Genomic DNA, 25,654 nt, shown 5'->3' with positions numbered 1-25,654 from the left:
CGCCGGAACGGCGGTTCGGGTGCGCCGGCGGACAGCAGGGCGGCAACGCGGGAGGCACCGCGCGAACCGCCGGCCAGGGTCAGGTTCGCCGGGTCGCCACCGAAGGCTGCCACGTTGTCCCGCAGCCAGTCCAGCGCCGCCCGCAGGTCCAGCAGCCCGGCCCGGCCGGAGGTGGCGTACTCGGGCAGGCCCGTCCAGGACAGGTCGAGGTGGCCGAAGACGCCGAGCCGGTGATTGATCGTCACCACCACCAGGTCGCCCGCACGGGCGAGGGCGGTGCCGTCGAACCGTGGCCAGTCGCCCGCGCCGAAGTCGGTGCCGCCGTGGAGCCAGACCAGCACCGGGCGGCGGGCCGACGGGCGGGTGCCGGGCGTCCAGATGTTCAGCACCAGGCAGTCCTCGCCCTGTTCGGCCACGCCGGTGGGAATGCCGAACAGCGGCAGCAGCGAGACCACGGCCGGGCGCGCGCCGAACGCCTCGGTCAGCGGCCGCTGAGGACAGGCCGGGCCGTACGAGGTCGCCTCCCGCACCCCGGCCCAGCCCCGGTGCGGGCGAGGCGGCTGGAACCGCGCCGCGCCTGCGGTGGTCGCGGCGTACGGTACGCCGAGGAACGCGCACACCCCGCCGACCGGCAACCCGCGCACCCGGCCCGAGCCGGTCTCCACGACCGGCTCTTCAGTACCCAGGTCAGAGCGCATCGGCCAGCACCCGCAGGCGGTTCAGGTCGACCTTGCCGGAGCCGGTGCGCGGCAGACCGGCCACCGCGCGCAATGGCAGGCACTCGGCGGGCAGTTCCAGCTCGCGCAGCACGTCCAGCCACGCGTCGCGGAACGACTCGCTGCGGCCCTCGACGAAGACCACGGCGGTGTCGGCCGCCGCCGGCACCACCGCGGCCGGGCCCACCACGGCCAGCCGCCGCTCGATCTCCTCCGGGAGGATCCGCATACCGTACAGCTTGAGCTGCCGGTCCTTGCGGCCCAGTACGTAGAGCATCCCGCGGTCCAGCCGGCCGAGGTCGCCGGTGTGCAGCACGTCGGTGACGGTACGGCCCGCAGCCAGGTCAGCGCGCGAAGACGCGTACCCCATCATGACGTTCGGGCCCTGGTAGACGATCTCCCCGACGCCGTCTGCGCCGACCTCGCGCAGCCAGATCCGCCCGCCCGGCACTGATCGGCCGACTGAGCCGAGGTGGTCGAAGAGCAGGTCCGGGGTGAGGCAGCACATCCGCGCTGTGGCCTCGGTCGCGCCGTACATCGGGCAGAAACCGCCGCCGTGGTCGGCCATCAGGCGGCCGAAGTGCTCGACCAGGGCCGGCTCCAGCGGGCCCCCGGCCTGGTAGGCGAGGCGCAGCGCGGGGAAGCCGGCGGGCCGCCAGCCGGTGCCGTGCAGCAGGCGGTACGTGAGGGGAACCGCACCAAGGTTGGTCACGCCGGTACGGGCGACGACCTGCCAGAAACGCCGTGAGGTCGGGCTGAGTTGGGAGAGCACCAGAGGCGCACCGGCAGCCAGGTGCGTGTTCACGACGGACAGGCCGAAGCTGTAGTCGAACGGGAGCGAGGTGATCCCGACGTCGGTGGGTCTGATGCCCAGTAAGGCCACGATCGCCTCGGCGTTGGCCGCCAGGTTCGCGTACGACAGCCGGACGGCCTTGGGGCGGCCCAGCGAGCCCGAGGTGGTGATCAGCGACGCCAGCTCGGGGTGGACGGCGGTGTCGGCCACGGCCTCCCGGCTGAGCATCCGGGCCCCGCACAGCTCGCCGCTCGGGCGGTAGCCCGCCGGGACCGGCTCGGCGCCGGCGTCGAGCACGAACTCCGGCTGGTAGGCGGCGAGCAGGGCGTCCCGGATGGCACGGTCCGGCTGCTCCTTCACCAGGACGGCGTGGCCGAGGTCGAGGGCGCCCAGGTAGACCAACAGGCCGGCCAGGCCGCGCCCGGTGAGGATCGCCACCAGCGCCTTGTCCGGCCGGGTGAGTCCGCGCTTGGCCGCGTCCAAGCCGGCGGCGACGGACTCGGCGGGGACGGCCTGGACGCCATCGAGGAACGCGGGGGCCGCCGCGAGCCGGAGCGAGTGCACGTCACGCCACCTGCGGCGAGGCCGCCAGCCGTCCAGCCAGGAGCTGTGCGATCCCGCGCACGGTGCCGGCGGAGAACAGCTCGACGACGCTCAGCGGTGCGGCGTACGCCTCCTGGAGCGCGTTGAGGAAGGTCACCGCGGTCAGCGAGTCCCCGCCGAGCTCGACGAAGTCGTCGAGGACGCCGACCCGCGGCAGGCCGAGGAGCCCGGCGAGCCGACTCGCCAGGCCCGCCTCCAGCTCGGAGCTGGGCGGTTCGTAGCGGGATACGCCCGACGGGCCCGCGATTTCCTCGACCGGCCCGTGCGGCCGCTCCGGAATCCGGGTGACGGGGAGTACGGCGGGCTCGGCTTCGTGCCCGGCTGCGGCCATCGCCGCGCGGAGGTCCTCGCGGACTTCGAGCGCGGTGTACATCTCGCCGAGCACCGCGACGACCCCGACCCCTCCGCCGGCCGGCGTCACCGCCGCGTCGAGCACGCCCGGGTGCCCGGCGAGGGCCTGCTCGACCGTTGCCACCAGCGCCGCACCCGGCGCTGTCTTCTCGGCTTCCCCGCCCATGACGCTCCAGCCACTGGTTCAGTTTCTCCGCACCAGTCTGCACACAGTCTGCAGAGCAGATGACGACCAGCCACATTTCCTCACTCCATCGGGTGAGCGCTGCCGAACGCACGGGCGCGTTCCCCCGGCCCTGGCGAAAGAATGCCGGTGTCGTCGATTCCGGAGGTCAGATGAGCGTCGCCGTGGGGTACCTCCATCAGCTGGAGCTCGGGCGTACTCCGTTCCGTGCCTGCCGGGCGGACCCTCGGTTCTCGTACTGCCTGTACGTGCCGCAGCACGCACCGGTCGGCCCGAGGCCGTTGCTGGTCGTCGTGCACGGGGTCCGGCGCACCGCCGAGAGGTTCCGGGATGCGCTCGCGGGCTTCGCCGAAACGCACGGATGCGTGGTCCTCGCCCCGCTGTTCCCCGTCGGCGTTCCGGGGCCGGACGACGTGCTGTGCTACATGTCGCTGCGGCAGGGCGACGTCCGGTTCGACCTGGTGCTGCTGCGGATGGTCGAGGAAGTTGCTGCCCGGTGGGCGGTCCGTGCGGAGCGGTTCTATCTGCACGGCTTTTCCGGCGGAGGCCAGTTCGCGTTGCGCTTCTATTGCCTGCATGCGGAGCGGCTGGCCGGTGTGTCGGTCGGCGCCCCGGGCTCCATCACCCGGCTCGACCCAGCCCTGCCGTGGCCCGCCGGAATCGCGGACGTGGCTGAGAAGTTCGGTGTCACGCCCCGGCTCGGCGCACCGCGTTCGGTGCCGGTGCACGTGACCGTGGGCGCGCGCGACACCCGGTCGCGCCGGAGACCGCCGCACGCCACCCGGGTCGACCAGGCCGCGATGCTGCATCAGCACCTGCTGGATCGGGGGGCCACGGCGACCCTGGAGGTCGTCCCGGGCATCGCCCATGACGGCTTCGCCCTGCTGCCCGCAGCGACCCGTTTCCTGAGCACTCTGCTGCTCAGCGCGTGAGCGCGGGCTGCTCGAAACTGCGGCCGCCGTCAAGATCCGGCTGGACGAGCTGCAGCCGGCGGACTGACCTCAGCGGCAGCGCCACGCCGTCCTCGTGGGGCGGAGCCCCGAGCCGCCCGGCTCATCCCTGCTTCAGCTCACGGTGGTGGACCGGGCGGGCACAGTGCGGACCCAGCGTGACAGCGCCGCTCGCCCCCCACCTCCCCTCGTGGAAACGCATCAACGTGGGTCATGCCGCTCGGAGCGCGCATCGAGACCTTCGCAGAGGTGCCTTCAGCCAGCCGGGTCGGCATCCGCACGCTCTGTCAGGGTGCCGGTCGCCACCCAACAGGCGGGCAGACGGGAGACAGTGCGCCCGTGCCCGATGCGGGGGTCGGCTCCGCTGTAGACCTCAGCATGCCAACCATGGCCTGCCAGCCACGACTGCAGGTCGTCCCGGGCAGACAGCCAGCGGGCACCCTGCGACGCGAGCCGTTCACGGGAGGGTTCGCCCTCCTCCCCCAGCATCGCCGCCTCCAGCTGCTCCAGCATGATCCGACTGCCCGGCGCAGACAGCGCGGACAGCGCGGAGAGCAGGGCATCCCCCGCTTCGTCGGAGAGGTACATCAGCAGGCCCTCCACCAGCCAGGCGGTCGGCTGGTCGGCGTCGAAGCCCGCTTCGCGCAGCGCGTCGGGCCAGTTGGCGGTCAAGTCCGCGGCAACTCCGCGGCGTTCGCAGGTGGTGGCCAGTCCCGAGTGGGCGATCAGCGCGTCTTTGAAGGCCGTCATGTCCGGCAGGTCGAGCTCGTACCACTGTGTTCCCGGCGGGCAGTCCAACCGGACGGTCCGTCCATCCACTCCAGCAGCCAGAGTGACGACTTGGCGGACCCCGGCGCGCATCGCGCTGAGCAGCTCGTCGTCGAAGAACCGGGTGCGCACCGCGAAGTACGCGGGGTATTCGCGCGTGCTGCTGCTCGCTCGGGTGACCATTTCAGACACCTCGGTGAAGGACTGGTCCTCGGCGATCGCGTTCAACAGCCCGTCGGCGAATGGGTCTTGGAACAGAGCGTCGGGTCTCTGGCTCTCCATCTGTCGCATCCAGGCGACGACCAGCGCCGTCTGCCCGACGCCTTCGGGGACCTTCAGACCGTCGATCATCGAGATTCTCCTGAGTGAGGGGGTGGGGATGGTGGGTGGAGTTCCTGCTTCCGGCCCCCGGGCGGCGGAGGAGCACTGGCACATCAGTGCCCCGGGCGCGTATCAGTCGGAACCTCCGCAAGGGGCGAGGAACTCACAGGCCGACGCGATTATCACTGGTTTGAGTCCCCGTGATCACGAACTCCACTGTATTCACAGACTATTTACCGCCGCAGACACCAGCCTGGGTCCTGGACACGACAGCCCTTCGGGAAACCCGGCTTCCAAGGGACCTGACCCGACGCCGTCCGGCGCAGGGCAACTGGGCCGCGTACCGGACCGGCAAGACACAAACCCGCTCCCCGCCGCGCCAGACACCTGCAGCGGCCCAGGACGCACAGCCCGGGGCAGCGCGCAGCACTCCCACGTGACTGGTCAGGGGGCACGGCGGGTGCGCCAGCAGCTGGTTCTGCGCCAAGAGCAGCCGGCGCAGCAGGTCAGGAGCACGTCGCGGCCTCGAGCGGAGGCTGGCCTTGCTCATGCCCGGGCATCGGGGCCGATGACCTCGGCAGCACACAGGTCCGCCCTCCCGCTGGCCACGGCCGAGGGCCGGACGCGATCAGGGGGATGCGGACAGTGGGTGTCCGGCACGATGCCCGTACTGCAGCGAGGTGCGGTCGCCTGGGGATTTCCGCCCTCAGTTCCCCAGCTCTTCGTCGGAGCGCTGTGGGCCTGGGTGGCGGTCAGGTTTTGAGCAGCGCACGGTGCGGTTCATACGTCGGGAGCTGTGCCGATGGTGCGGAGCAGGCGGTGCGCGAAGCGGGTACGCGCCGGAGCCTGGGGAACGCTGCGGGGCCCGCAGCGTTCCCCAGGCGTGATCCGCGCTCACCAACGCCTGGACGAGCGTGGGGTGGTGAACGATTGAATGCCGTGTCAGCACCGGTGAAGTGAAGTGCTGGTCCTTGGCCGTGTTGCACGACCAGAGGATCACCGCCGCCCAGAGCACCCGTCCCGGTCAGTGGTGGTAGTCGTACGCCTTGACGTTGACGGTGTGGTGCCTGCCCTTCTCGTCGATGACGACGCGCAGACCCTGGCCGATCCGGTACCCGCCGTTGGAGTGGATGGTGAACCACGCATTGCCGGGCTTGTTGCCGTACGACACGGCGACGGTCACCTCCGAACCGTGGCACGGCCTGGCCCAGCAACTTGCCTCAGCAGGAGGACCGGACGGACCGGCCCTCCCGTGTTGATCAGTTGCAGGTCATGTTGGCGGGGGCGTGGTCGGGGTCGGTCCGGTAGCAGGAGTGCTGCGCAGCCTTCAGGTCACCTACGCTGGTCTGCCACACGGCGCCCTGCCACAGGGCTTGCAGCGAGTCGGGCTTTTCCAGGAGGCGCGGGTAGCGCAGGACTTCCCAGGACGGGAACTTGTCCTTCACCGTCCTGACGTCGAAGCCGGTGAAGTTCCTGTTGTTGCCGTCGTATCCGTGCGGGTACACGTAGAACGTCGCGTTGATCCGGCCGAGGTCGGCGATGCTCGATCCCGGTACATCGGCGAACGAGTTGACCGCCGACACGTCGACCCGCATGCCGCCGTCGCCGTAGGGCTCCACCCAGTACTCGTTCTGCGGAGTCCGATCGTCCTGGACGACCTTGGCGTGCTCGGTGCGCACCAGCGGTTTGGCGTTGCGGCACGGCAGGTCTCCGACGCACGAGTGCTCGACGTAGATGCCGACCTGGCCCGTGGCGGTGTCCCAGGCAAAGGCCACCTTGGAGCTGGCCTCGGGCTCGGTGCTCCACAGGCGGTGGTTGCCGATGGAGTGGTTCACCGGATTGCCGTCGTCACCGATATAGCCGCGTACGACGACGATGCCGCGGTCGGCGCCCTTGGGCAGCAGCGTTGCGCTCTCGTCCAGGTCGCCCGGGGTGGGTTTCCCATCGAGGAGCTTGGCTTTCGCGCGGGGGATCAGCGGGTTCGCGGTCTCGTTCGGCGACCACCGGATGGGGCCGTGCTCGAACATCTGGGTGACGCCCTCCTGCTGGAGTTCGTCGGTGATGGGGTAGCCGTACACCCCGCCTTCCCAGCCCGCCTGTCCCCAGCGCTGGCCGATGAGGCCCCAAACGGGGTGGACGCCGTTGGAGCGCGTGGGGTGCCAGTAGAGCGAGCCGCCCTGGAACACCTGACGCTTCCCGGCGCCGTCAGGCGCGGACAGTTCGTCGCTGGTGGGGTAGCCGAGAGAGCCCTTCTCCCAGCCCATGGCGGCCCACTTGTCGCGGACAAGGCCCCAGATGGCATGGGCGTCGGTGGAGGGACTCCAGTAGATCGAGCCGCCGTCGAAGACACTGAACCGGCCCACCCCGTCGGGAGCGGTCTGCTCGTCGCTCTGGGGGCAGCCGAGCGTGTCCCGGTACTCCCGGTACTTTTCCAGGATGCGGCCCTGGACCGTATGGCCACAGATCTGTTCTGGGTCCTGCCCGGCGGCGGACGCCGTCGCCGGGAAGAGGACGGAGCCGGCGAGAAGAGCGGTGAGCAGGAGCGAGATCTTCGCTCCCCGTCCGCGGGCTCGTCGGCGGGGCGTTAAGTGTTCTCTGATGGTGTTCACCCGAGTGATTTTCGTGCACACGCCAACCAGAGAGACAGTGTTCGAAGATCCAGGGAATGGGCAGGTCCGCGACACAAGCAAACAGGCCGGCCCTTCACGAGCCGCGAGAACTACCGGGGCCTCCAGGAACTGGACCTCTCAGCCGCGAGAACCGGAGGTCAGGCGATCGTCTGCGCCTGGCTGGCCGACGGGGAGTCGACATGGCCGACGATCGGTCGATGTCGCCTGGACAGCTGCCGCGCGGGGCCGTGCCGCCCACCTCACGGGCCATGGCACCCGCGCCACGATGAGCCATGTGATCACAGTGGAGGACGGCGCTCGCCCGACCGTCCTCACCGCGTCGGACGGCGCCTTGTCCCCAGCCTTCGCAGCGTTGCCCAGCCAGCGCGAGAAGCATGTGGACCAGCGGTAACGGGGTGAGGAAAGGCTCGTGCGAGGACAGGGCTCAGCCTCCTTCGAGTTCCTGGCGCACGGTGGCGGCAATACGGGCCAGTGCGGCCTCGAGGTGGCGGCGTTGGGCGGCGCTGAGGGGATCGAACACGAGCCGCTTCACCTGCGCGACGTGTTCGGGTGCACTGTCGGCGAGCTTTCGACGGCCGGTGTCGGTCAGGGTGGCGAGGGTGTACCTGCCGTCGCCGGGGTCGGGACGGCGGGTGGCCCAGTCCCGGGCTTCAAAGCGGTCCATCAGCTTCGACAGGCGGGGCTGGGTGCTGTCGCAGAGCCTCGCCAGGTCGCTGAGCCGCATCGTGGCCTCATCGGCCATGGACAGCCGGGCCAGCACTCCGTACTCGAAGTTGGAGATGCCCGCGTCTCGCTGCAACTGCCGGTCGAGGGCCGCCGGTAGGGCGATGACGACGGTCAGGAGTTCCTGCCACAGGGCCTGCTGGTCGTCGTCGAGCCAGGGTGACTGGGTGTTCATGAGCCCCATCATACTTGCCCAGGCAACTCCAGTGACTTGCCTGAGCAAGTGATGGTGGGTCGCCGCCACCAGAACCGCGGTGACGGGCTCGAGCTCCGCGCCCAGCCCATCACGTTCCGCGCAAGACAGCGCCTCGTACGGCGCGGCGGCAAGCCCGTCGGCCAGAGCCTCAACGCGCTCCTTCGTTGCGCGGCCCGCATCGGTGAAGCCCGTCAGTGTAGACAGGCCGCGCTCGCACAGGCCGACCATGTCCGCGGCCAGCTTCTCCTTCGGGAGGCGGCGCACGCGCCCCAACGAGTGCGGCGGGTGGATGCCACGCGCCAGCGCATCAAGCACATGGGCGTCCGTCGCGGCCTTGCTGTCAGGTCGGCGGCACGCACCAGGCTCGGTGGAGCCGGCCCGCTCGACGCCGAGGATCCGCCGCAGAGAGGCCGCGCTGCCCCGCCCCTGCGCGGCGTCGGCGCGCCGGCTGCCGCCCATGCCGCATCTGCGTGGTGCGGATCGCGTGGTCGAAAGTCGCGACGCGCGGGCCCGGCACCTGATCGGCGACCGCCAGGAGGAAGTCGGGAGGGAATCCGTCGATGGTCCGCGTCCTGGGCTGGGAGGCGAAGACAGCCGCGCGGTAGGCGGGGAAGAGGCCCGCGTCCACGGCCACACGCAGGGCGTTCACTGCACGGGCCGAATCGCCTCCGCCGAGCGTGCGGTCCAGGAAGGAGGCGAAGACGTATTCGATCTCCAGCGTGCCGACCGCGGCTCTGCGGGCGAGTTCCGGGCTCGCCGTGGCCTCGAAGGCCGCGCACGCGGGCAGCGCGGGTCCTCGTGGACGCGCACCGAAAGCAGCACCGGCGCAGCCGGTCCGCGCCTTCGGTGCCTCCCCCGCCAGGACGGGCATGACTCCTTGAAGTCGACCGTCTAGGCTGGCGTGGTGACTGATGAGCAGGAGCGGGTGCAGCCGTCGGGAGTGTGGGCCACGGCGGTGGGCGTGGCCAGGGTACGGGCGCTGGAGAGCGAGCGGGAGAACGCGCTGTTCCGCGACCCGCTGGCACAGGCCTTCGCCACCGCGGGCGGCCTGGGGCCCTCCTCGCCGCCGCTGCCCGACGAGGCCGCGCACCTGCGCCGACTGGCCGTGTCGTACTCCATCACCATCAGAACGAAGTTCCTCGACGACCTGTTGCAGCAGGCCTGTGCGTCCGGGGTCCGCCAGGTCGTGCTGCTCGGCGCGGGTATGGACAGCCGGGCTTTCCGGATGGACTGGCCCGAGGGCACCCGGCTGTTCGAGGTCGACACCGCCGCCCCACTGGACTTCAAGGCTTCGGTACTGCGCCAGGAGCGGGCCGTCGCACGCTGCGAGCGGATCACCGTCGCGGTGGATCTGCGCGAGGACTGGCCAGCCGCGCTGGCCGCCGCAGGACACGACCCGACCGTGCCGACCGTATGGATCGCCGAAGGACTGCTGATCTACCTCCCCGAGGAAGCGGTGGAGCTGCTGCTGGCCCGGATCAGCGCGCAGTCGGCGCCGGGCAGCCGGATGGGGCTGACGCTGAGCCCGCGCGGCGTGATCGAGCGCTTCCGCGCGGATGCCGCGCCGGGATCGGCGGCGTCCATGTGGCTCTCGGAGATGCCCGACGACCCGGTGGACTGGCTGGCCGGGCATGGCTGGAAGGCCACCAGCCATGCCCTGCGCGAGCGCGCCGCCGCCTACGGCCGCCCGATCACCACCCCGCCGCAGCACGAGGAACAGTCCGGCGGACTGATCTCGGCGGTCCGCCGATAGGGCCGCCTGCCGGTTGTCCCGAGAGCCGTCAGTTGTTCCCAGGGGGCGGATACGCGAGGGCCGGGGTCCGGAAACGGGGATTTAACGCCGTGCCCGAGCTGCCGGGCAGCAATTAGGCTTCACCCATACTGACCAGCGAAGACGAGACATATGCGGCCGTCGGGCGGCCGGAGCCGCTCTGGACCAGGCGCTCGATGTGACGGACCCGGAGGCCTGGATCGGCCTCGACTTCGAGGTGCGTGCATTGGCCTGGCGGCGGGAGTTGTTCCCCGCGAACGCGCCGGCGTCCTGGCGGCGGCTGATCCGGGATCCGGACGCGCCGCTGCCCACCGCCGAGTGGCCCGGCACACCCATCAGCGTCCCGGCTGTACGGGCATACGGGAAGCCATGGTGCGACGGAGGTGTCCCAAACTCCTGGCGGTCGGCCGTGCGCCGTGAGAGTGTCCGCAGGTGACCGATGCTTCTGGTGGGGAATCAACCTCGGGGCGACCGGACGACCGCGCCGCGTCCGCCCTGCGCTTCGCGACGGAGCTCGTCGCGTGGGTGGCCACGCCCTGGGCCCTGGCGGGCCATTCATGGCTGCTTGCCGCCCTGTCCGTGGTGGCCCTGATCGGCCTTCCGACGCTCTTCTCCACCTCGGGGGACAAGGCCAACGTGATCATCGCGGTGCCGGGCTGGGCCACGATCTTGCTGGTGCTGCTCCAGCTCGCCGCGGCCGTGATCTCCTCGTGGCTGGCCTGGCCCGCCTGGGCGGCGGTCCCGGTGACCCTGCTGGCCGCCGCCACCCTCATCACGGAGCGTCCGCGCTGGCGGTGGCTGCTTTCCGCGGACCGACTCGCCACCTGAAGCGCTCGCCCGCCAGCTGAGCCGCTCAGTGTGCGACACGAAGTCGCACCACGTAAGTAAGGACAGCCACGTGAAGGAGGTATCGATCGGCTGAACTTCGGGCCAGTCTCCAGGGCCCGTCCCCGCGCTCCCATGCGTCGCTGGTAACGGCGGGGTGTGAAGCGGAGCGTTCAAGCCCAAGGGCGCCTCGGCCATCGAGGAGCCACAGGTGAGGGGAAGGCCGGACGGGCGAACGCAAGTGAACCCTTGATGATGCCCCGTGACTTCAACACCGCTCGATGGCATGCAAGCGGCGGTCACAGAACCCGGTACTGCAACGCACCAAGCGACCTCCGGGTAACTGAGCCCGAGGGGAGGACACCGCTGGTCCCGGGGTAGAGGGGGCGCTCACCCGGCCGCGTCTTACTGGTGCGGAACGTGGAAACCCCGAAGGGGTCCAAGCCACCCGGCTCGGTAAGCCGACCGCAAGGAAGGCTGAACTCCCCAGCGGGAGAAGGGAGATCCAAGAAGCGAAGGCCGGCGGCCCGAAAGGCCGGAGGAAACCGGGCGACGGGACCTTCACCCGTCTCTCGCACAACTCGCCGGATACGGGTCCTGGTGGCCCGGCCCGAAAGGGTGCCCACGTGGATCAGTTGAGCCTTTGAAGTCACCACTGCAAGGACGCTCGAACCGAGGGACAAGTTAGACACTGGAGGCAAACTTGGATGGGCCGGGTCACGGCAACGTGATCTGGCTACCCGACCACACAAGTGCGGCCTGATCGGGCGTGAGATCCATGCGGGAAGACTCTCAGAAGTGCCTCGCACAACGCGCAGGTTTTGAGGGGGTTTTCGCGAACGGCAACCTGCGGGAACGTGATCACCCGGGGGGCCGTTCTCAGAACTCTGACAGATGGTCATTTGTGAGAGGCGCGGAGCGTCATCCTGGCGGCCGGGAGGCGTCCCGCCGGGGGATCATCCGGCGGAACGCCTCCTGGCCAAGGTCGGTGTCGCCGTCAACGGCTGTTCGCGGATGCCTCTTTCAAGGTGGTGACCCCACCTGGATCGGTGGAACGTTGCGGCGCCGCGGAGCCTTCCGCAGGCTTGGACCTCGCCAGCCACAGGCCGGTGAACACGGCGGTGGCCAAAGTGACGGCGCCAGCCGCGACGAAGGCGCTGTTGAGGCCGGTCTCGAAGGAGGCGCCGCCGGATTGCCGGGTGCGGACGATGGCTCCGAGTACCGCCACGCCGAGCACCGCGCCGATCTGCCGGGTGGTGCTGCTGATGCCTGACGCGAGGCCGCCTTCCTGCGGGCTGACTGCTTGGATGGCCGCTCCCGTCAGTGGGGACATGGTCAGGGCGAAGCCGATGCCGACGACTCCCAGCCGCCACCACACGTTCCCGTAGCCGGTGTCGGCGTGCACCATACCGAGCGCCAGCAGTCCCAGGCCGGCCAGGGCCAGGCCGGTGGTAACCACGATTCGGAAGCCGTACCGGGCGGCGAGCCGGCCCGCGTACGGGCTGACGATCACCATGCCGAGGGATACCGGCAGGGTCTGCAGGCCGGCGCGCAGGATCGAGCTGCCCTGGACGTTCACGAAGAACTGGGAGAAGAAGAACGACGAACCCATGAGCGCGAACCCCACCACGACCATGGCGGTGTTGGACACGGTGAACAGCCGCTGCCGGAACAGCCTCAGCGGCAGCATCGGAGCGGAACGACGCGCTTCGACGGCGACGAAGGCGGCGAGGAGGATCACCGCGGCGGCGAAGCTGCCCAGGATCACCGGCGACGTCCAGCCGCGGGCACCACCCTCGATCAGCCCGTAGGCCAGCGCCCCCACCCCCAGAACGGACAGCACCGTCCCCGGGATGTCGATCGCGGGGGCGCTCGGATTGCTGGCCTCTTCAAGGCTGCGCAGACCGACCAGCAGAAGGACCACGCCGATGGGCAGATTGACGAGGAAGATGGCGGGCCAGCCGAAGGCGTCTGTCAGTACGCCGCCGGCCACGGGGCCTGCGGCCAGACCGATTCCGCTGAGTCCGGCCCACAGCCCGATCGCCTTGATTCGTTCTTGCGGCACGGGATAGGCGGCGGCGAGCAGGGCCAGCGAGGCAGGGCTCAGCGCGGCGGCCCCGATGCCCTGCAGCACCCGGCCGGCGACCAGCCAGCCGACCGTGGGCGCGAGGCTGCACAGCACGGACGCGGCGGTGAACACCGCCACGCCGGTCAGGTACACCCGCTTGCGGCCGAACCGGTCGGCGAAGACACCGCCGGACAGCAGCAGCATGGCGACCAGCAGTACGTACGCGTCGACGATCCATTGCAGACCGGTCAGCTGAGTGTGCAGCCGGTGCTGCATATCGGGCAGCGCTGCTCCAACGATCGTGTTGTCGAGCAGGACCATGAATTGGCCGAGGCAGGTCACCATGAGCAGCACGGCCCGGTTTGGTCGACTGCCTACGGCCGCAGGCGATACAGCCAAGGGGTTTCCTCTCAATCGTTGGTTGCGCCTCTCCACGGCTGACGGGGTCAGCCTCTGGGCGCTCTAAAGCAGTCGCTGACTGCGTTAGGCGACTGTAAGGAGGTTGCCTCGCAAACGCAAGTCACGACTGCGTTAAGGTGGGGGCATGAACGAGCGACAGCGAGCCCGGCGGCCCGGCGGGCGCAGCGCCCGCGTCGGCGCGGAGGTGCACCAGGCCGTCATCAACCTGATCAGTGAGCGCGGCTACGGCAACTTCACCGTCGGCGAGGTCGCGGCCCGCGCGGGCGTAGCCGACAGCAGCATCTACCGCCGGTGGGGCAGCCTGGAAGCCCTGCTCACCGACGTGGCGCTCACCCGCCTCAACGCGCGGTCGCCGATGCCCGACACCGGGAGCCTGGCCGGCGACCTGCGCACTTACGCGGCCCAAGTGGCCCGCGAGATCACCGGACCCGACGGCCTGTTGTTGGTGCGCCTGGCCGTCGCCCTGTCGAGCAACGGCCAGCAGGGCCTGCAGGCGCGTGACGACCTCCGCGACGAACGCACCCGGCAACTGCAGTCCATGCTCGATCGCGCCCGCGAACGTGGCGAAGACGCACCCGACGTGTTCGGCGTGCTGGACCACATCCTGGCCCCGATGTACATCCGCGTCTTGTTCGGCATGGAGCTCACCCCGGACTACGTCGACGGACTGGTCGACCGATTGCTGTGACCCCGACCCGGTCCCCGGGATCAGCCCTCGGACGCGGCGCCAGGGCTCCGCGGTGCCAGGGCTCCGTGAAGTGCTCCCCGACTGCTGGGGCAGGTAGGGGAACATGACGGACAGCCGCTTGCGGGCGAAGCGCAGCCAGCGTGCCTCGGAGCGGTGGCCGAGCAGCGCCTGCGCCACCGCCAGGCAGACGAGCTCGGAGTCGCCGAGGCGGGGCGGTCGCCCCATCCATCGGGGTCCCTCCGATCTCGTCGTCGATCTTCACATACAGTGCGGTCAAGAGGGTCTCGAGGTCTGTCGTCACAAACAGATCATTGAGGCCCTCGCTTCTTCTGCGGCACGGGACTTCGGGTGAGCAAGCTCGAAGCGTCTCGCTGTGCGGCGACGACCTCGTGCACGTTCAGCAGAAAGCGCTGGATTGTTGCCAGCTCCGTGTCGGAGAAGGTCCGCGTCGCAGCGACGACCTCCGTGATCAGAGGTCCGAAGAACGACTGTCCGAGGGTGACTGCCCGTTCATCAACCTCGAGCAGCACACGGCGTCGGTCGCGGCTGTCTCGTGTGCGCCGCACGTGGCCGAGCCTCTCAAGCCGGTCGACAAGGGCCGTGGTGCCCGCAGAGTTCAGGCCGAGCTGCCGCCCGAGCCAGCCGGGCGTCGCGAGCGTGTGCGCCCGAGCGGCATCCAACAGGCAGATCAGGGCACGCAGGTCGGTCGGGTGCAGGCTGTTGTGTTGCGCGAACTCGGCTCCGAGCAGGTCGAGTTCGACGGTGATGGCACGTAGCTGATGCACAACGCGCAGTCCAGGCTCTCCTTCATCCACGCCATTCCGCCCTTCCGTGATCGATCCAGCATGCATAGTATCTCGTTCAACGAGATACTTGCTCAGCGACCTATTTCTCTGAGGGCGTCCCATGGCAGAAGACCTGTCTTGCTTTCTGGCGGCGTACGACGCCGTCCTGGACCACTGGCCCGTGCCCGTCGACCGGATGGACCTGACGTCGGTGTACGGCACAACCCAGGTCACCGCGTGCGGCCCTGTGGGCGGGGAGCCGCTGGTGCTGCTGCACGGTGGCGGCGCCACCTCGGCAGTGTGGTTTGCCAACGTGGCCGACCTGAGCCGCACCCGGCGCGTCTACGCCATCGACCGGATCGGCGAGGCAGGTCGCAGCCTGCGCGGGGGCCGCCCCGTCCGGTCCGTCGACGACCTTCTCGACTGGCTGGACGGCGTACTCGACGGCTTGGGCCTGGGCCGCGCCGACCTGTGCGGGCACTCCTATGGCGGATGGATCGCCCTCACCTATGCGCTGCGCATGCCGCAGCGGGTCCGCAAGCTCGCCCTCCTCGATCCCACCCGATGCTTCGCTGGATTCAAGGCTGGGTACCTGCTACGCGCCCTTCCCATGCTCATCCGGCCCACCGCCCAACGGGCCCGCGCGTTCCTCGTCTGGGAAACCCACGGCGCGGAAGTCGACCCCACATGGCTGGACCTATACGGGCTCGCCGCCGAATTCCCGCGCACGAAGGCCGTCGTGGGCAATCGCCCGAGGTCCCGGCAACTGCGGAGCTCGACGATCCCGACGCTGGTGCTGCTTGCCGGGGACAGCAGGGCGCACGACATTCGGCGCGTCGAGGCGGCGGCGCGGCTGCACCTGCCACACGTCGAGACCGCAGTACTCCCCGGTCTGTCGCACCACAGCGTCCCGTTCGCCCGGGCCGCCGCACTCAACAGCATGCTCCTGGACTTCCTCGGCAAGCCCTGAACCGGGGTGGGAGGTTCCACATCATTCCCGGACTCAGCACCACCGGAGGCTAGAAGAAGACATCGTTCTGACTCGTCCAGTCCCATCCCGGGTCGCGTGCGAAGCCGGCCGATGCCGCCGGTTGCGCGAGGGCGCCGGGCGCCGCCTGCTGTCCGGCGAGTGCGGCCCGTTCGGAGCGCGGCCCCGGAGCGGGAGCGGCGCGCACGAAGCGGCCCTGCGCGGGCAGGTGTGCGGCCACCGCGCGCCCGAGACCGGGGCGGGGGGGCGGCGGTACCGGCCGCGACGGCGGCCAGGGCCGTGCACAGGGCGAGGCGCTGAGGCGGCGGGCAGGATGCGCCACACGGGGGTACGGGGACATCGGACACTCCTGAATCCGGGGGGTGGGAACGGGAACGCGGCGCAAAGGGCGTGCCGCGTCGCGGACGGCGTGGAGACCCTCGCTGCGTCGCGAGGACGGCCGCTCGCCCGGGGCGGCGAGGGCCCGCGGGCGGCGGCTCACGGTGTCAGGCTCCAGGGCCCCACCACGGGCGGGCAACGCGCGGCCCACCCCGTGGGCTGTCTCTCCCGAGTGGCGGGAGAGGCCTTCTCGCGCTCCCCCAGCGCGGAACCAGGCCCTGCCACGGCCCGGCCGGGATACAAGGGACGGTATCTCGTCGTTGGCGCCCGCGTGTTGGAGGGCGCTGGCGGGCAGGGGCTCCGTGGCGGTGGGGGCGGGAACCAGCTGCGGATACAGGACGGCAGCGATCGCCCCGCACGGATCGTCGACAGACATGTGTGGAGTGTTGCCGCGCCGTCGATCTGCCCGTCACTGCTCGGCGCGCTGGTTCCGTCGGGCGGGAAAACCAGGCGCCTCAAAGATCGCCCATTGCGCCCGGAGGGAAGAGCGCCACCGGGGCCCGGTTGTACAGCGGGAGGCCGGTGACGAGGATCCGCGCAGACGACGTGGTGCACGACAGGCGTCGGGCTGTGCTGGCCTGGTGGGTTGGCTGGTGGCTGGTCACCGCTGTGCGGTGCGGTCGGAGATGAGTCCGGCGATCGCGAGGTGGTTTGGTCGTCGTACTCGCGGCGTCCGATCCGGCACTGGAGTGGTCGCCACTGCTTGTGCTCGGCGTTGGCGTGTTCGACCGCAATCCGGCGGGAGGGATGGGCCTTGCGTTCCCTTCTCCCAGGCGGTGATTTCCTCCGTTTCCGCGTCCTTGCCGGGCGTCTTCGGCGAGCGCTCACCGGTCGGGGAGGTCTTTGGCCCAGCCGCAGCCCACTGCGGCTGTGGTGAAGCAGGTAATCAGCCTGCACGCCGACGCCTGTGGGGCCGGCACGGGCGGACGAAGCTGTCGAGGCCGCCCACAGCCGCACGGATGTGAGCCGCCTCGCGCTGGATGTTGCCGCCTGCGCACCACCAGGAGAGCTGCCCGTCCGCCTCACGCGGATGCATGCCGAGGTCGTGTTCGCCACACAGCGGCCATGCCTGCCACAGACACTCGGTGACAGTCTCCTGCGCGGCGTCGGTGATGGCCGCCAGGGCCAGGACAGGGCTGCTCGCCGAGTCCGGATCCACGAAGTTGCCGTGCCACTCGCCGTTGGCCCGGGCTATGTAGATGTGCTCGGCCTCGCCCTCGATGCATGGGGGAAGTCCCCGCAGTTGCAGAAGTCCTTGGTCTGGCAAGGTCACCGCAAGATCCCGGTTGACATGGGCAAGAGCCTCGTCCCACAGCGGGTACTCGCCGAGCAGAACCCGACGGGGCTCGGGAAGACCGAAGAGAGCACTCATGGAGACCATCCTGCACGGCTGGCGGACGGCACTCACCGTGCACCACTCGCTATGGCTCTGGCGGCAGTTGCGTCCTCGCCCAGGTGATGGGCTTTGGGCTAGGCGCGCCCGTCACGGACCGCATTCCTCTGAGGGCTGCCGCTCAGGCGCGGGTGCCGAGCAGGGCGCATTCCGGGAACCCCCATCCAATCCTCTCCAGCACCGACCGCAATGGGCTCCCTCGGTACACGAAGACGGAGCAGGAGAAGATCCTCGGCGACGGTCACGCCCCTTTCGGTCTTGCCGCGACCGGTTTGACCTGGCTACCCAAGGAAGACCACTTCGGCATCAGACATGGCGGGCCAGTCTGTGCAGGCCAGGTGCGTTCGCCGCACTCGCTACGCCGGGGCCATCAGCACTGTCGGCATCTCGACCGGCAGCATCACGGCCATCGCCCTCACCGTGGGCGTCGCAGCCTGCCTGCGGGCTTTGCCCAGCTCCGGCCGACTGACAAGCTTCCGTCGAGGGAGCGCACTTGCGGACCGGCGCGGAAGTGTCGATGAGAACCAGCAACGCGCTGCCGGCACCTGAGGGCCCTTTCATGCGCCCTCAAGATGACAGCACTCCATAACGCAGGGTCGCTCTCTGGTCCGTTCGGTGATCCGAGTGGCACTGCCTGGCTGCGGCGGCGCGTACGCCTCGGGGCCGATACGGCGGCAATGCCGTTGCGCCGTATGGCGGATGGTGGTCGTGCCGTGGCCGGACGCGGACAGCGCGGGGTCCGCGAAAGCATCAAGGGCATCGAACGACATTGCTCATCGAGGAGCTTGCCACATGCCCACCACAGTTCCCTTCTCCGGCATCACGCCGACCGAAAGGACACATTCCACCGACCGCGCATCGGATCGGACGGTCCAGGACATCCCGGCCTGGGCGCCACGTGCGGCGGCCGCGGTCGTCTGGGCGTCTCTGCCGTCGGCCATGTGGCGCCTCGCCGTCGTGCTGGGCCTTCCGCTCGGACTCGGACAGTCCGAGTACGATGCGATGCTCCTGCCCGGCTGGGGCCTGCTGGTGCTGCCTTTGCTGTCGCTGGCCCAAGAAGGCCTGGCCTGGCTGACGCTCGGGTTGGTGCGGCCGTGGGGAGAAGTGTGGCCGCGCTGGCTGCCGTATCTCGGAGGCCGCCCGGTCCCGGTACGTGCTGCGGTTATCCCGGCGGCGTTTGGCACACTCGCCTGCAGCGTCTATGGAGTATTGCTTGTCTGGACGACCCTGCACGGCCAGATGGACATCACGCCGTGGGGCAACTGGCTCCTGACCGCCTGCTATCTACCCTTGGTCGCCTGGGGGCCGCTCCTGGGCGTGGTTACCGCGCACTACTATCGGCGCCGCACTCGCGGGTGAAGTGCGCAACCCCTTCACAGGGCCAAGCTCCGTCAGCTGGTGGCTGCATCCCCCACCGCAAGACCCCGGGTGTTGATCGGCTCCTATCCGTTCTGATGGGTGGCTCCCCCGCTTGGTTCGCGCCGAGCTCAGATGTCACCGATTCGTGGGGTGTGCTGACGCGAGCCGTCACCGGCTGTCCTCTGCCACTGATCCCGCGCAGGGCCGCCGGTGCCTGGTAGCCGGTCAGCAGGGTGAGCGGGCCGGTGTCGGTGAGGTCGAGCTCGCGCTCCAGGCCGGGGAAGATACCGGTGAGTTGGGCGCGGAGCCGGTTGACGGTGCGGGTGCGGTCGGCGACCAAAGGTCCTTGCGCCGACCGGTGAGGATCTTGAGGTCGGTGACGGTCTCACCACCGGTACGTAAGGGGTGCAGGTCGCGGCGGATGCGTGCCCGGTCGGCGATGATGGCGGCGTCTTTGGCGTCGGTCTTGCCTTCGCCGCGGTAGCCCTCGGAGGCGCGGTGGATGGCCCGGCCCGAGAGGTAGAGCACCGGCTGGTCGTGCACCCGACGCCCCTGGCGTGGGCCAACCATACGAAGGGCCCGCCCGGTCCCGCAGAACAACGTAGGGAACTTTGACCGCCCAGGTCAGAGGCTGTCCGCGTGGCGGAACCGGGGCAGTTCGTTGAGGTTCCCAGCCGTCGTTGCTGCCGCCTGTGCCCCCGCCGTTGCCGGTGATTCCACTCCGGCGCCGGTTCCTCCGGGCGTGGCGCACAGGACCGACGGACGGCGGGCCGAACCCGGCACAACGCGTGGAGCCAGACCTCCGAAGATGTCAGACCCTCGCCTACCGGGCCGGCACACCCCTGGGGAAGGCGACCATGCAACACCCAAGCAGCAGGGGTGTGGTGGCGCAGAGTGCCGCGGCGATCCACAGTCCGAGCTGCCCGCGGTCAAGGCGCTGGTAGCTTCCCAGACCGGCCGGGTCCATGCCGCCCTCGGCGACGAGGGCCAAGCCGACGTACACCTCGGCCGCGCGGACGCGCTGATGAATCTTCGTGGTCAGCCCGCCTCGGGAGCGCCCCAGGGCTTCAGCGGGCCGATGCTGGGCGAGCCACATCCACTTCCCCGGTACCCGGGGTGGACTCTTGCGGGCTTCGGCGGCGTGCTGGTGGGCACGGCAGGACGTGGAGTCCACGCTCACCATGCTCCAGTCGATGCGGCCCTCCGCATCGGCGTCGGCCTGCACGGCCCGCAGGATCCTTTCCACGTACTGCCCGCGGACCAACGCCGGTGGCGATCATGCACCGTCTTCCAGTTCCCGAAGCGCAGCGGCAAGTCCCTCCAGGAGATACCGGTCCGATGACGGAACAGAATGCCGTTGATCAACACGCGGTGACACTTCCGACGCCCGCCCCCCGCCCTGCGTTCTTCGGCAGGTGCGGCACCAAGCGCACCCACTCCGCGTCCGACAGACCTCCTCGCCCCACACCGATCGCAACGACCCACGGCTGGGACCGGCACGCGACCCATCGGACTGGCCCTAGCCTGCCGACTTCACAGTCAAGTCACCGTTCGTTGTCGACAGGTCCAAGCGGTACTTGCCTGACGGGTCGTTCTTGAATGCCACCTTCTTCTCGCCGCTGGAGAGGTCCGCCGAGATCTGGTACTGGGCGGGCGGCGCCGTGACCGTCAGGCTGCCGCTGGTCGTGCGAGCCTTGATGTTCTGCGGGGTGGGCGTCTGGATCGTCACCTCGCCGTTCGACGTCTGCGTGTCGATGCCGCCGCCCTTGACGTCCTTGACGCTGACGGCACCGTTGGACGTGCGCAGTTTCACCGGGCCCTTCGCGCCGTACACCGCGATCTCGCCGTTGCTTGTGTGCACGTCGACCGTGCCGACATCGGTCAGTGTGAGGCCACCGTTGGACGTGCCTCCCGTCACCGGAAGACCGGCGGGCACCTTGACGACGTAGTCGACGCCGCAGTTCTTGCCGCAGCCGAAGAGCATCAGGATGCCATTCTGGACGCGGAAGGACGTGCCACTCGGCTTGTCACCGCGGTAGTTGACCCTGCGGTGCACGGAGATCGTAGAGATGTCCGCCGAAGCGTCCACCTTCACCCCGCCGTTCCTGCTGTCGAGACGGATCGAGGTGACCTTCTGGGGCACCTTGGCGTCGTCCTCGAAGTTCTTCTGGTCCAGGGCCGAGCACGCGGAGAGCCCGCCGACGGTGAGAGCAGCCAAAGCCAGTGCTGCAGGGACGCGCGTCTGTGGGTGTCGCATGAAGTTCCCCCGTGTGGAGCGAGTTGAATCGACGATCAGTCAATGCGACCCTACCCAGCCATAGCCCCGCCCACGATGGGGAAAACCCCCCATTGCCAGGACTGGGTTGACCCTCACGGCGACCCCAGCCGCCGTGAGGAGATCGCGTGACTTACTGCCGGCTCCACCGGAAGAGGATGGCGTCCCTTCTCGTCGTGTAGCCGATCGAGCTGGCGGAATCCCCCGATCGCAGCCCGAACCACCGCCGCCAGAGGGACTGTTGGGGCTCGCCGAGCCGGGACCAGCTGTGATCGCGAGACGGCCCGAAGCGGGCACGTACCCGACAACTGCGAAGCGGAGGCGACAGACCGTGATCGGCTACACCACGACGGGGAAGACGACCCGGAAGAGGCTGCTGCGCCCGACTGCCCCGCCGAGACCTGCCTCCTGCCCCAAACGAGGCCGGAGGGCCCCGGACGGCGCCCGGACGCGGACCGAAGGTGATCTGGTCCCTCGGCCCCGGCAGGACAGAGGCAAGAAGGGAATAGTGCACAGTCGGAATCATCCCCTCCCGCCAGAAGCTCTCGCCCTGCGCCGCTGCGCCTGCCACACGCCCGACACGGGCCCGCCCCTGCTGCGCGTGTTGGGACGGGAAACGTGCGGGGTTGCTACTTCTGCCCGGCGGGAGCCTGGCAGGTCAGGTCCTTGGCGGGGAGCCTGCCCGTGGTCAGGTAGACCGTGACGGCCTTGTCCGCGCAGGGACTGCTGTCCGGCGCGTAGAGGACACCGTGTCCCTCGCCGCCGGCGACGGTGAGCATCCGGGAGCCGCGCAGGGCCCGGTGCATGGCCCGGCCGGAGAAGAGCGGCGTCTGGGAGTCCCACTCGTTCTGCGTGATCAGCGCACCGACCGTGTTGTCGATCCTGGTTTGCGGCTCGCTGCCCTGCTCCCAGAAGGCACAGGGTGTGATGGTGGCCGCGAAGTCGCCGTACAGCGGATACCGGACCTTGTCGCGGATCGCCTCGCGGCGGTACTCCTCAGGGTCGTGCGACCAGGTGCGGGTGTCAGCGCACATGAAGGACCAGGCGATGGAGGCGTAGTTGTCGTCGGCTCCTGCACCTGACCGGGCGTGCCGGACGGAGCCGGGTCCTTGCCTTTGGCCGCCTTCTTCAGCCCGGCGATCCGTTCGGCGGCCTTCTGGACGTGGAAGAACGTGCGGTTGTCGGAACGGATGCCGTCGCCGGTGAGGGTCTGTCCCTCAAAAAGGATGGGCTTGCGGTTCGCCCGCGCGATCAGGTCCCAGTAAGTCTTGCGGACCCTGGCCGGGGTGTCGCCCAGTCCGTAGGTCGTGTGCCGACGAGCGGTCCATGCGGTCCAGCGCGTGAAAGCCTGCTCAGCCGCCTTCGCCATGTCCCGGAACATCCCCCTGTAGATCCGGGTTGGGTCGGTTGCGCTGTCCAGCACGATCCGGTCGGCCCGCTGGGGGAACAGCTGCATGTAGACAGCGCCGAGGTAGGTCCCGTAGGAGATCCCCAGGTAGGAGATTGTCTTCTCGCCCAGCGCGGCGCGGATGACGTCCATGTCACGGGCGCTGTTGCGGGTGGTGAGGTGCGGCAGCTTGTCACCGGCCCTGGCCCGGCACTTCCCGGCGACGGTACGGACCCGGTCCACGTCCTTCGCGAAGGTCTCCGCCTTGTACGGCTGGTCAGCCTGTTCCTCGGCGGTCAGCCCGCAGCTGACGGGAGAGCTCTGCCCGGCGCCCCTCAGGTCGAAGCCGACGAGGTCGTACCGCCGCTTCACTTCCGCGGGGAACCTCATGAGCGGGTCGGCAGGCAGCTGCAGTCCCGGTGCGCCGGGGCCGCCCGGGTTGAGCAGCAGAACACCGTGACGTGCCTTCGCGCTGCCCGCCTTCAGCCGGGATATCGCGAGGCCGATCGTCTTGCCGCCGGGGTCGCTGTAGTCCAGCGGCACCTCGAGCGTCGCGCACTGGAAGGTGGCGGGGCCCTTCGCGTCGCAGCGTTTCCACTGGAGCTTCTGCTGCGTGTACTGTGAACGGCTGGTCGCTGCGGGCGGAGAGCGGCTGGCAGAGCTGGGGAGCGGCGCTCTGCTGCCTGCTGCTGGCGGCGGCTCTGTGCCTGGCGGTGACGTACGCCCTGCGGTGGCTGGCGCCCAGGCTGCTGGGTCCGTCGTCGGCCGAGCGGCTCGCGCTGGCGGCCGAGCGGGAGCGGGTACTGGCCGAACGCAACCGGCTGGCCCACGAGTTGCACGACTCGATCGGGCACACCCTGACGGCCGCCACGATCCAGGCTGCGGTGGCGGGCGAGGTGCTCTGTGCCGACCCGGTGGCGGCGCGGGCCGCCCTGCGCAGCATCGAGGAGTCGACCCGGGCCGCCCTTGAGGACCTGGACTACGTGCTGGGCATGCTGCGCGAAGAGAAGGCGGGGACGGCGCCGGCCCGGACCCTGGCCGACCTGCCCGAGCTGCTCGACCGGCTGCGGCACGCGGGCGCGGTGGTGGAGCCTGAGCTGTCGGGCGACTATGCGCAGGTGCAGGGGACGCTCTCCCGGGCGGCGTACCGGATCCTGCAGGAGGGGCTGACGAACGCACTGCGGCACGGAGCGGGCGGTCCGATCCGGGTCAAGGTGGCGGCCACGCCGGACTCGCTGGAGCTCGGCGTGGTCAACCGGACCGAAGCCGGGAGCGGAATGAGCCCGGGTGCCTTCCCGACGTCCGGGCACGGCCTGCCCGGCCTCTTGGAGCGCGTGCGGCTCCTGCACGGCGAAATCGGGGCCGGTCCGGACGGACCGGAGCACTGGCGGCTCGCGGTCCGGCTGCCGGTACGCTTGTCCGCATGATCGGCTCACAAGCGAGCGCAGCGGTCGCGACCGGCCCCGAGGCGAGCGCAGCCGTCACAACTGACACCGCCGGTGCCTCCAGCTGCACCACCCTCCTGATCGCGGACGACGACGACGTGACCCGCAGCGGTCTGCGCACGCTGCTCGCCATGCAGCCCGGGATTGCCGTCATCGGGGAGGCCGTCGACGGCATCGAAGCAGTCGAGCGGACGCGGCAGTTGCGGCCGGACGTGGTCCTGATGGACGTACGGATGCCGCGCCGCAACGGCATAGAGGCCACCCGGCAGCTCCTCGCCGGGCCGGCCGACCCGCCGAAAGTCGTGGTGATCACCACCTTCGAGAACGACGACTACGTCACCGCCGCACTCAGCGCCGGGGCCAGCGGCTTCGTGCTCAAGCGGCTCCCCGTCCCCAAGATCGCGGAGGCGGTGCGGGTGGCCGCGGCGGGCGAGGCGATCCTCTTCCCGGCGGCCCTGCGCCAGATGGTCACCGCCCGCCCACGGGGATCCGCCGAGGCGCTGCCGCAGGCGGCGCTGACGGGCCGGGAGGAGGAGGTGCTGCGCCTGATGGCCACCGGCCGGTCCAACCCGGACATCGCGGAGTCGTGCAGGGTGAGCCTGGAGACGGTGAAGACGCACGTCGGGAACGTGCTGACCAAGCTCGGTGCGCAGAACCGGACCCACGCGGTGGTGATCGCGTACGAAACCGGCCTGGTCGTGCCCGGGGTCATGGGCTGACGCAACATCAGGTGGTCTGACCCGGCCCGCCTGTGCCGCTGGACCAGCCTCCCGGGCGGTCCACGCCTGGGCCACCGCTCCCCCGGGGCAGGTCCGGCTATGGGAACCTGGGGAGTTGCCCGTCCCCGCGGCGGGAGAGGTCGGCCGCGTAGGCGTTGCGGGAGGCCCCAGAGCGTTGGGTGGGTCTGTACGCTCACCAGCGTAATTGATGATCATGGAAGAGACATCAAGTGACTGACACCGTGAGCGAGTTCATGGCCGCCGATGACCAGGCGGAACCGTTGCCGGAGAGTGCGGCGGTCGAGCGGAAGCTCATCGACCAGCTCGTCGAGCAGGCCCGGAGCAAGGGCCTGCAGCTGACTGGTGAGGACGGGCTGTCGCCACAGCTGACCAAGACGGTTCTGGAGTCCGCCCTGGAGGGCGAGACCACCGACCACCTCGGCTGTGACAAGCACGACCCGGCGGGCAAGGACAGCGGCAACTCCCGCAACGGCACCCGCTCCAAGACCGTGCTGACCGACATCGGCCCGGTCGGGATCGACGTGCCCCGGGACCGGGAGGGCTCCTTCGAGCCGGCCATCGTCAAAAAGCGCCAGCGCCGGCTGACCGGGGTCGACGAAATGGCCCTCTCAGGAGGTCCCACATACCGATAGCTCCACCCCAGCAAGTTCACGCTGGCCAACGTAATCCCCTCGCGAGGCCAGGGCATGGGCCGCCGAGGGCGGGGCCGCTGGCCAGGAGGGGCGGGCCGTTGGGCGGGTCCCGCCCAACGAGGAGAGGGCAGTGGCTTCGGCGAACGGGCTGTGCTCCAGATCGGCGTGTACCTCGCCCACGAGGCCCATCCGTCACTCACCGCCGCGCAGATCCGCATCCTCTCCCTCCTGGCGGCGGGCAGCAGCAACAGCGACATCGCCACCT

At 69.9% G+C, this 25,654-nt stretch carries 21 protein-coding genes and 5 pseudogenes; 9 read left to right on the top strand and 17 right to left on the bottom strand.

The genetic code is table 11. The features are described 5' to 3' along the window. Positions 1-35: 35 nt before the first annotated feature. From ACZ499_RS35575 to ACZ499_RS35565, 3 genes and pseudogenes are all read right to left on the bottom strand, one after another. A pseudogene (locus ACZ499_RS35575) lies at positions 36-698 on the bottom strand (carboxylesterase family protein); the annotation flags it as partial. Further along, entirely contained in the window at positions 688-2,073 is a 1,386-nt protein-coding gene (locus tag ACZ499_RS35570) for an AMP-binding protein (protein ID WP_468680765.1), read from the bottom strand. The pseudogene ACZ499_RS35575 and the gene ACZ499_RS35570, both read right to left, overlap by 11 nt. A 1-nt stretch (position 2,074) precedes the next feature. Further along, a complete protein-coding gene (locus ACZ499_RS35565) occupies positions 2,075-2,629 on the bottom strand; it encodes an acyl carrier protein (protein WP_468680763.1) in 555 nt (184 codons plus the stop codon). 170 nt (positions 2,630-2,799) lie between these two features. Between ACZ499_RS35565 and ACZ499_RS35560 the strand changes: the two genes are divergently transcribed. Further along, positions 2,800-3,579: an alpha/beta hydrolase family protein gene (locus ACZ499_RS35560; RefSeq protein WP_468680761.1), complete on the top strand. Its 780-nt coding sequence runs from the start codon at positions 2,800-2,802 to the stop codon at positions 3,577-3,579. 273 nt (positions 3,580-3,852) lie between these two features. Here ACZ499_RS35560 and ACZ499_RS35555 read toward each other — a convergent pair whose 3' ends face one another. From ACZ499_RS35555 to ACZ499_RS35535, 5 genes are all read right to left on the bottom strand, one after another. After that, a complete protein-coding gene (locus ACZ499_RS35555) occupies positions 3,853-4,716 on the bottom strand; it encodes an SAM-dependent methyltransferase (RefSeq protein ID WP_468680759.1) in 864 nt (287 codons plus the stop codon). A gap of 994 nt (positions 4,717-5,710) precedes the next feature. Beyond that, positions 5,711-5,869, bottom strand: a complete 159-nt coding sequence (locus ACZ499_RS35550; protein ID WP_468680757.1) for a hypothetical protein — start codon at positions 5,867-5,869, stop codon at positions 5,711-5,713. Between the two features lie 76 nt (positions 5,870-5,945). Beyond that, on the bottom strand, positions 5,946-7,295 hold the full coding sequence (locus ACZ499_RS35545; protein WP_468680755.1) for an LGFP repeat-containing protein: 1,350 nt from the start codon (positions 7,293-7,295) through the stop codon (positions 5,946-5,948). Between the two features lie 445 nt (positions 7,296-7,740). Next, positions 7,741-8,550, bottom strand: coding sequence for a MarR family winged helix-turn-helix transcriptional regulator (locus ACZ499_RS35540; protein ID WP_468680753.1), 810 nt, complete (start codon positions 8,548-8,550; stop codon positions 7,741-7,743). A gap of 25 nt (positions 8,551-8,575) precedes the next feature. Then, positions 8,576-9,106 (bottom strand): DsbA family protein, encoded by a 531-nt coding sequence (locus ACZ499_RS35535; protein ID WP_468680751.1) that lies wholly within the window; start codon positions 9,104-9,106, stop codon positions 8,576-8,578. Between the two features lie 33 nt (positions 9,107-9,139). Between ACZ499_RS35535 and ACZ499_RS35530 the strand changes: the two genes are divergently transcribed. Together ACZ499_RS35530 and ACZ499_RS35525 are read left to right on the top strand one after the other, a co-directional pair. After that, on the top strand, positions 9,140-9,988 hold the full coding sequence (locus tag ACZ499_RS35530) for a class I SAM-dependent methyltransferase (RefSeq protein WP_468680749.1): 849 nt from the start codon (positions 9,140-9,142) through the stop codon (positions 9,986-9,988). A gap of 450 nt (positions 9,989-10,438) precedes the next feature. Further along, entirely contained in the window at positions 10,439-10,834 is a 396-nt protein-coding gene (locus ACZ499_RS35525) for a hypothetical protein (protein ID WP_468680747.1), read from the top strand. 994 nt (positions 10,835-11,828) lie between these two features. Here ACZ499_RS35525 and ACZ499_RS35520 read toward each other — a convergent pair. Next, positions 11,829-13,244 carry an MFS transporter gene (locus ACZ499_RS35520; protein ID WP_468680837.1) on the bottom strand — a complete coding sequence of 472 codons (1,416 nt, stop codon included), beginning with the start codon at positions 13,242-13,244 and terminating at the stop codon, positions 11,829-11,831. A 199-nt stretch (positions 13,245-13,443) separates the two neighbouring features. Here ACZ499_RS35520 and ACZ499_RS35515 point away from each other — a divergent pair, with 199 nt between their 5' ends. After that, entirely contained in the window at positions 13,444-14,007 is a 564-nt protein-coding gene (locus ACZ499_RS35515; protein WP_468680745.1) for a TetR/AcrR family transcriptional regulator, read from the top strand. Positions 14,008-14,070: 63 nt separating this feature from the next. On the opposite strand, the pseudogene ACZ499_RS35510 reads toward ACZ499_RS35515, so the two are convergent. Next, positions 14,071-14,308: pseudogene (locus ACZ499_RS35510) on the bottom strand (IS982 family transposase); the annotation flags it as partial. Positions 14,309-14,315: 7 nt separating this feature from the next. After that, positions 14,316-14,822 (bottom strand): MarR family transcriptional regulator, encoded by a 507-nt coding sequence (locus ACZ499_RS35505; RefSeq protein WP_468680743.1) that lies wholly within the window; start codon positions 14,820-14,822, stop codon positions 14,316-14,318. Positions 14,823-14,913: 91 nt separating this feature from the next. On the opposite strand from ACZ499_RS35505, the gene ACZ499_RS35500 reads away from it, so the two are divergent. Further along, positions 14,914-15,762 (top strand): alpha/beta fold hydrolase, encoded by an 849-nt coding sequence (locus ACZ499_RS35500; protein ID WP_468680741.1) that lies wholly within the window; start codon positions 14,914-14,916, stop codon positions 15,760-15,762. 1,282 nt (positions 15,763-17,044) lie between these two features. On the opposite strand, the gene ACZ499_RS35495 is transcribed toward ACZ499_RS35500, so the two are convergent. Then, positions 17,045-17,530 (bottom strand): hypothetical protein, encoded by a 486-nt coding sequence (locus ACZ499_RS35495; protein ID WP_468680739.1) that lies wholly within the window; start codon positions 17,528-17,530, stop codon positions 17,045-17,047. Positions 17,531-18,343: 813 nt separating this feature from the next. Here ACZ499_RS35495 and ACZ499_RS35490 point away from each other — a divergent pair. Continuing rightward, positions 18,344-18,910, top strand: a complete 567-nt coding sequence (locus ACZ499_RS35490; RefSeq protein WP_468680737.1) for a hypothetical protein — start codon at positions 18,344-18,346, stop codon at positions 18,908-18,910. A gap of 196 nt (positions 18,911-19,106) precedes the next feature. Here ACZ499_RS35490 and ACZ499_RS35485 read toward each other — a convergent pair. The 5 genes and pseudogenes from ACZ499_RS35485 to ACZ499_RS35465 all read right to left on the bottom strand — a co-directional run. Next, positions 19,107-19,450, bottom strand: a pseudogene (locus tag ACZ499_RS35485) (IS110 family transposase); the annotation flags it as partial. A 412-nt stretch (positions 19,451-19,862) separates the two neighbouring features. Next, a pseudogene (locus ACZ499_RS35480) lies at positions 19,863-20,376 on the bottom strand (IS5 family transposase); the annotation flags it as partial. 53 nt (positions 20,377-20,429) lie between these two features. Next, on the bottom strand, positions 20,430-21,128 hold the full coding sequence (locus ACZ499_RS35475; RefSeq protein WP_468680735.1) for a DUF4097 family beta strand repeat-containing protein: 699 nt from the start codon (positions 21,126-21,128) through the stop codon (positions 20,430-20,432). Positions 21,129-21,814: 686 nt separating this feature from the next. Further along, the gene (locus ACZ499_RS35470; protein ID WP_468680836.1) at positions 21,815-22,114 is read right to left on the bottom strand and encodes an alpha/beta hydrolase; all 300 of its coding nucleotides are present in this window, start codon (positions 22,112-22,114) and stop codon (positions 21,815-21,817) included. Next, complete coding sequence (locus ACZ499_RS35465) at positions 22,042-23,115, bottom strand: alpha/beta fold hydrolase (RefSeq protein ID WP_468680733.1); 1,074 nt, start codon at positions 23,113-23,115, stop codon at positions 22,042-22,044. The genes ACZ499_RS35470 and ACZ499_RS35465 overlap by 73 nt, the downstream gene beginning before the upstream one ends. A 77-nt stretch (positions 23,116-23,192) precedes the next feature. Here ACZ499_RS35465 and ACZ499_RS35460 point away from each other — a divergent pair, with 77 nt between their 5' ends. The 3 genes and pseudogenes from ACZ499_RS35460 to ACZ499_RS35450 all read left to right on the top strand — a co-directional run. Continuing rightward, positions 23,193-23,999, top strand: a complete 807-nt coding sequence (locus tag ACZ499_RS35460; protein WP_468680731.1) for a sensor histidine kinase — start codon at positions 23,193-23,195, stop codon at positions 23,997-23,999. Next, the gene (locus ACZ499_RS35455) at positions 23,996-24,736 is read left to right on the top strand and encodes a response regulator transcription factor (protein WP_468680729.1); all 741 of its coding nucleotides are present in this window, start codon (positions 23,996-23,998) and stop codon (positions 24,734-24,736) included. Before ACZ499_RS35460 ends, ACZ499_RS35455 begins: the two co-directional genes overlap by 4 nt. A gap of 254 nt (positions 24,737-24,990) precedes the next feature. Continuing rightward, positions 24,991-25,368 (top strand): annotated as a pseudogene (locus ACZ499_RS35450) (transposase); the annotation flags it as partial. Between the last annotated feature and the right edge of the window lie 286 nt (positions 25,369-25,654).

The sequence above is a fragment of the Streptomyces sp. NPDC031265 genome, assembly GCF_055570295.1.
This window is presented reverse-complemented; position numbering and strand designations above follow the sequence as displayed.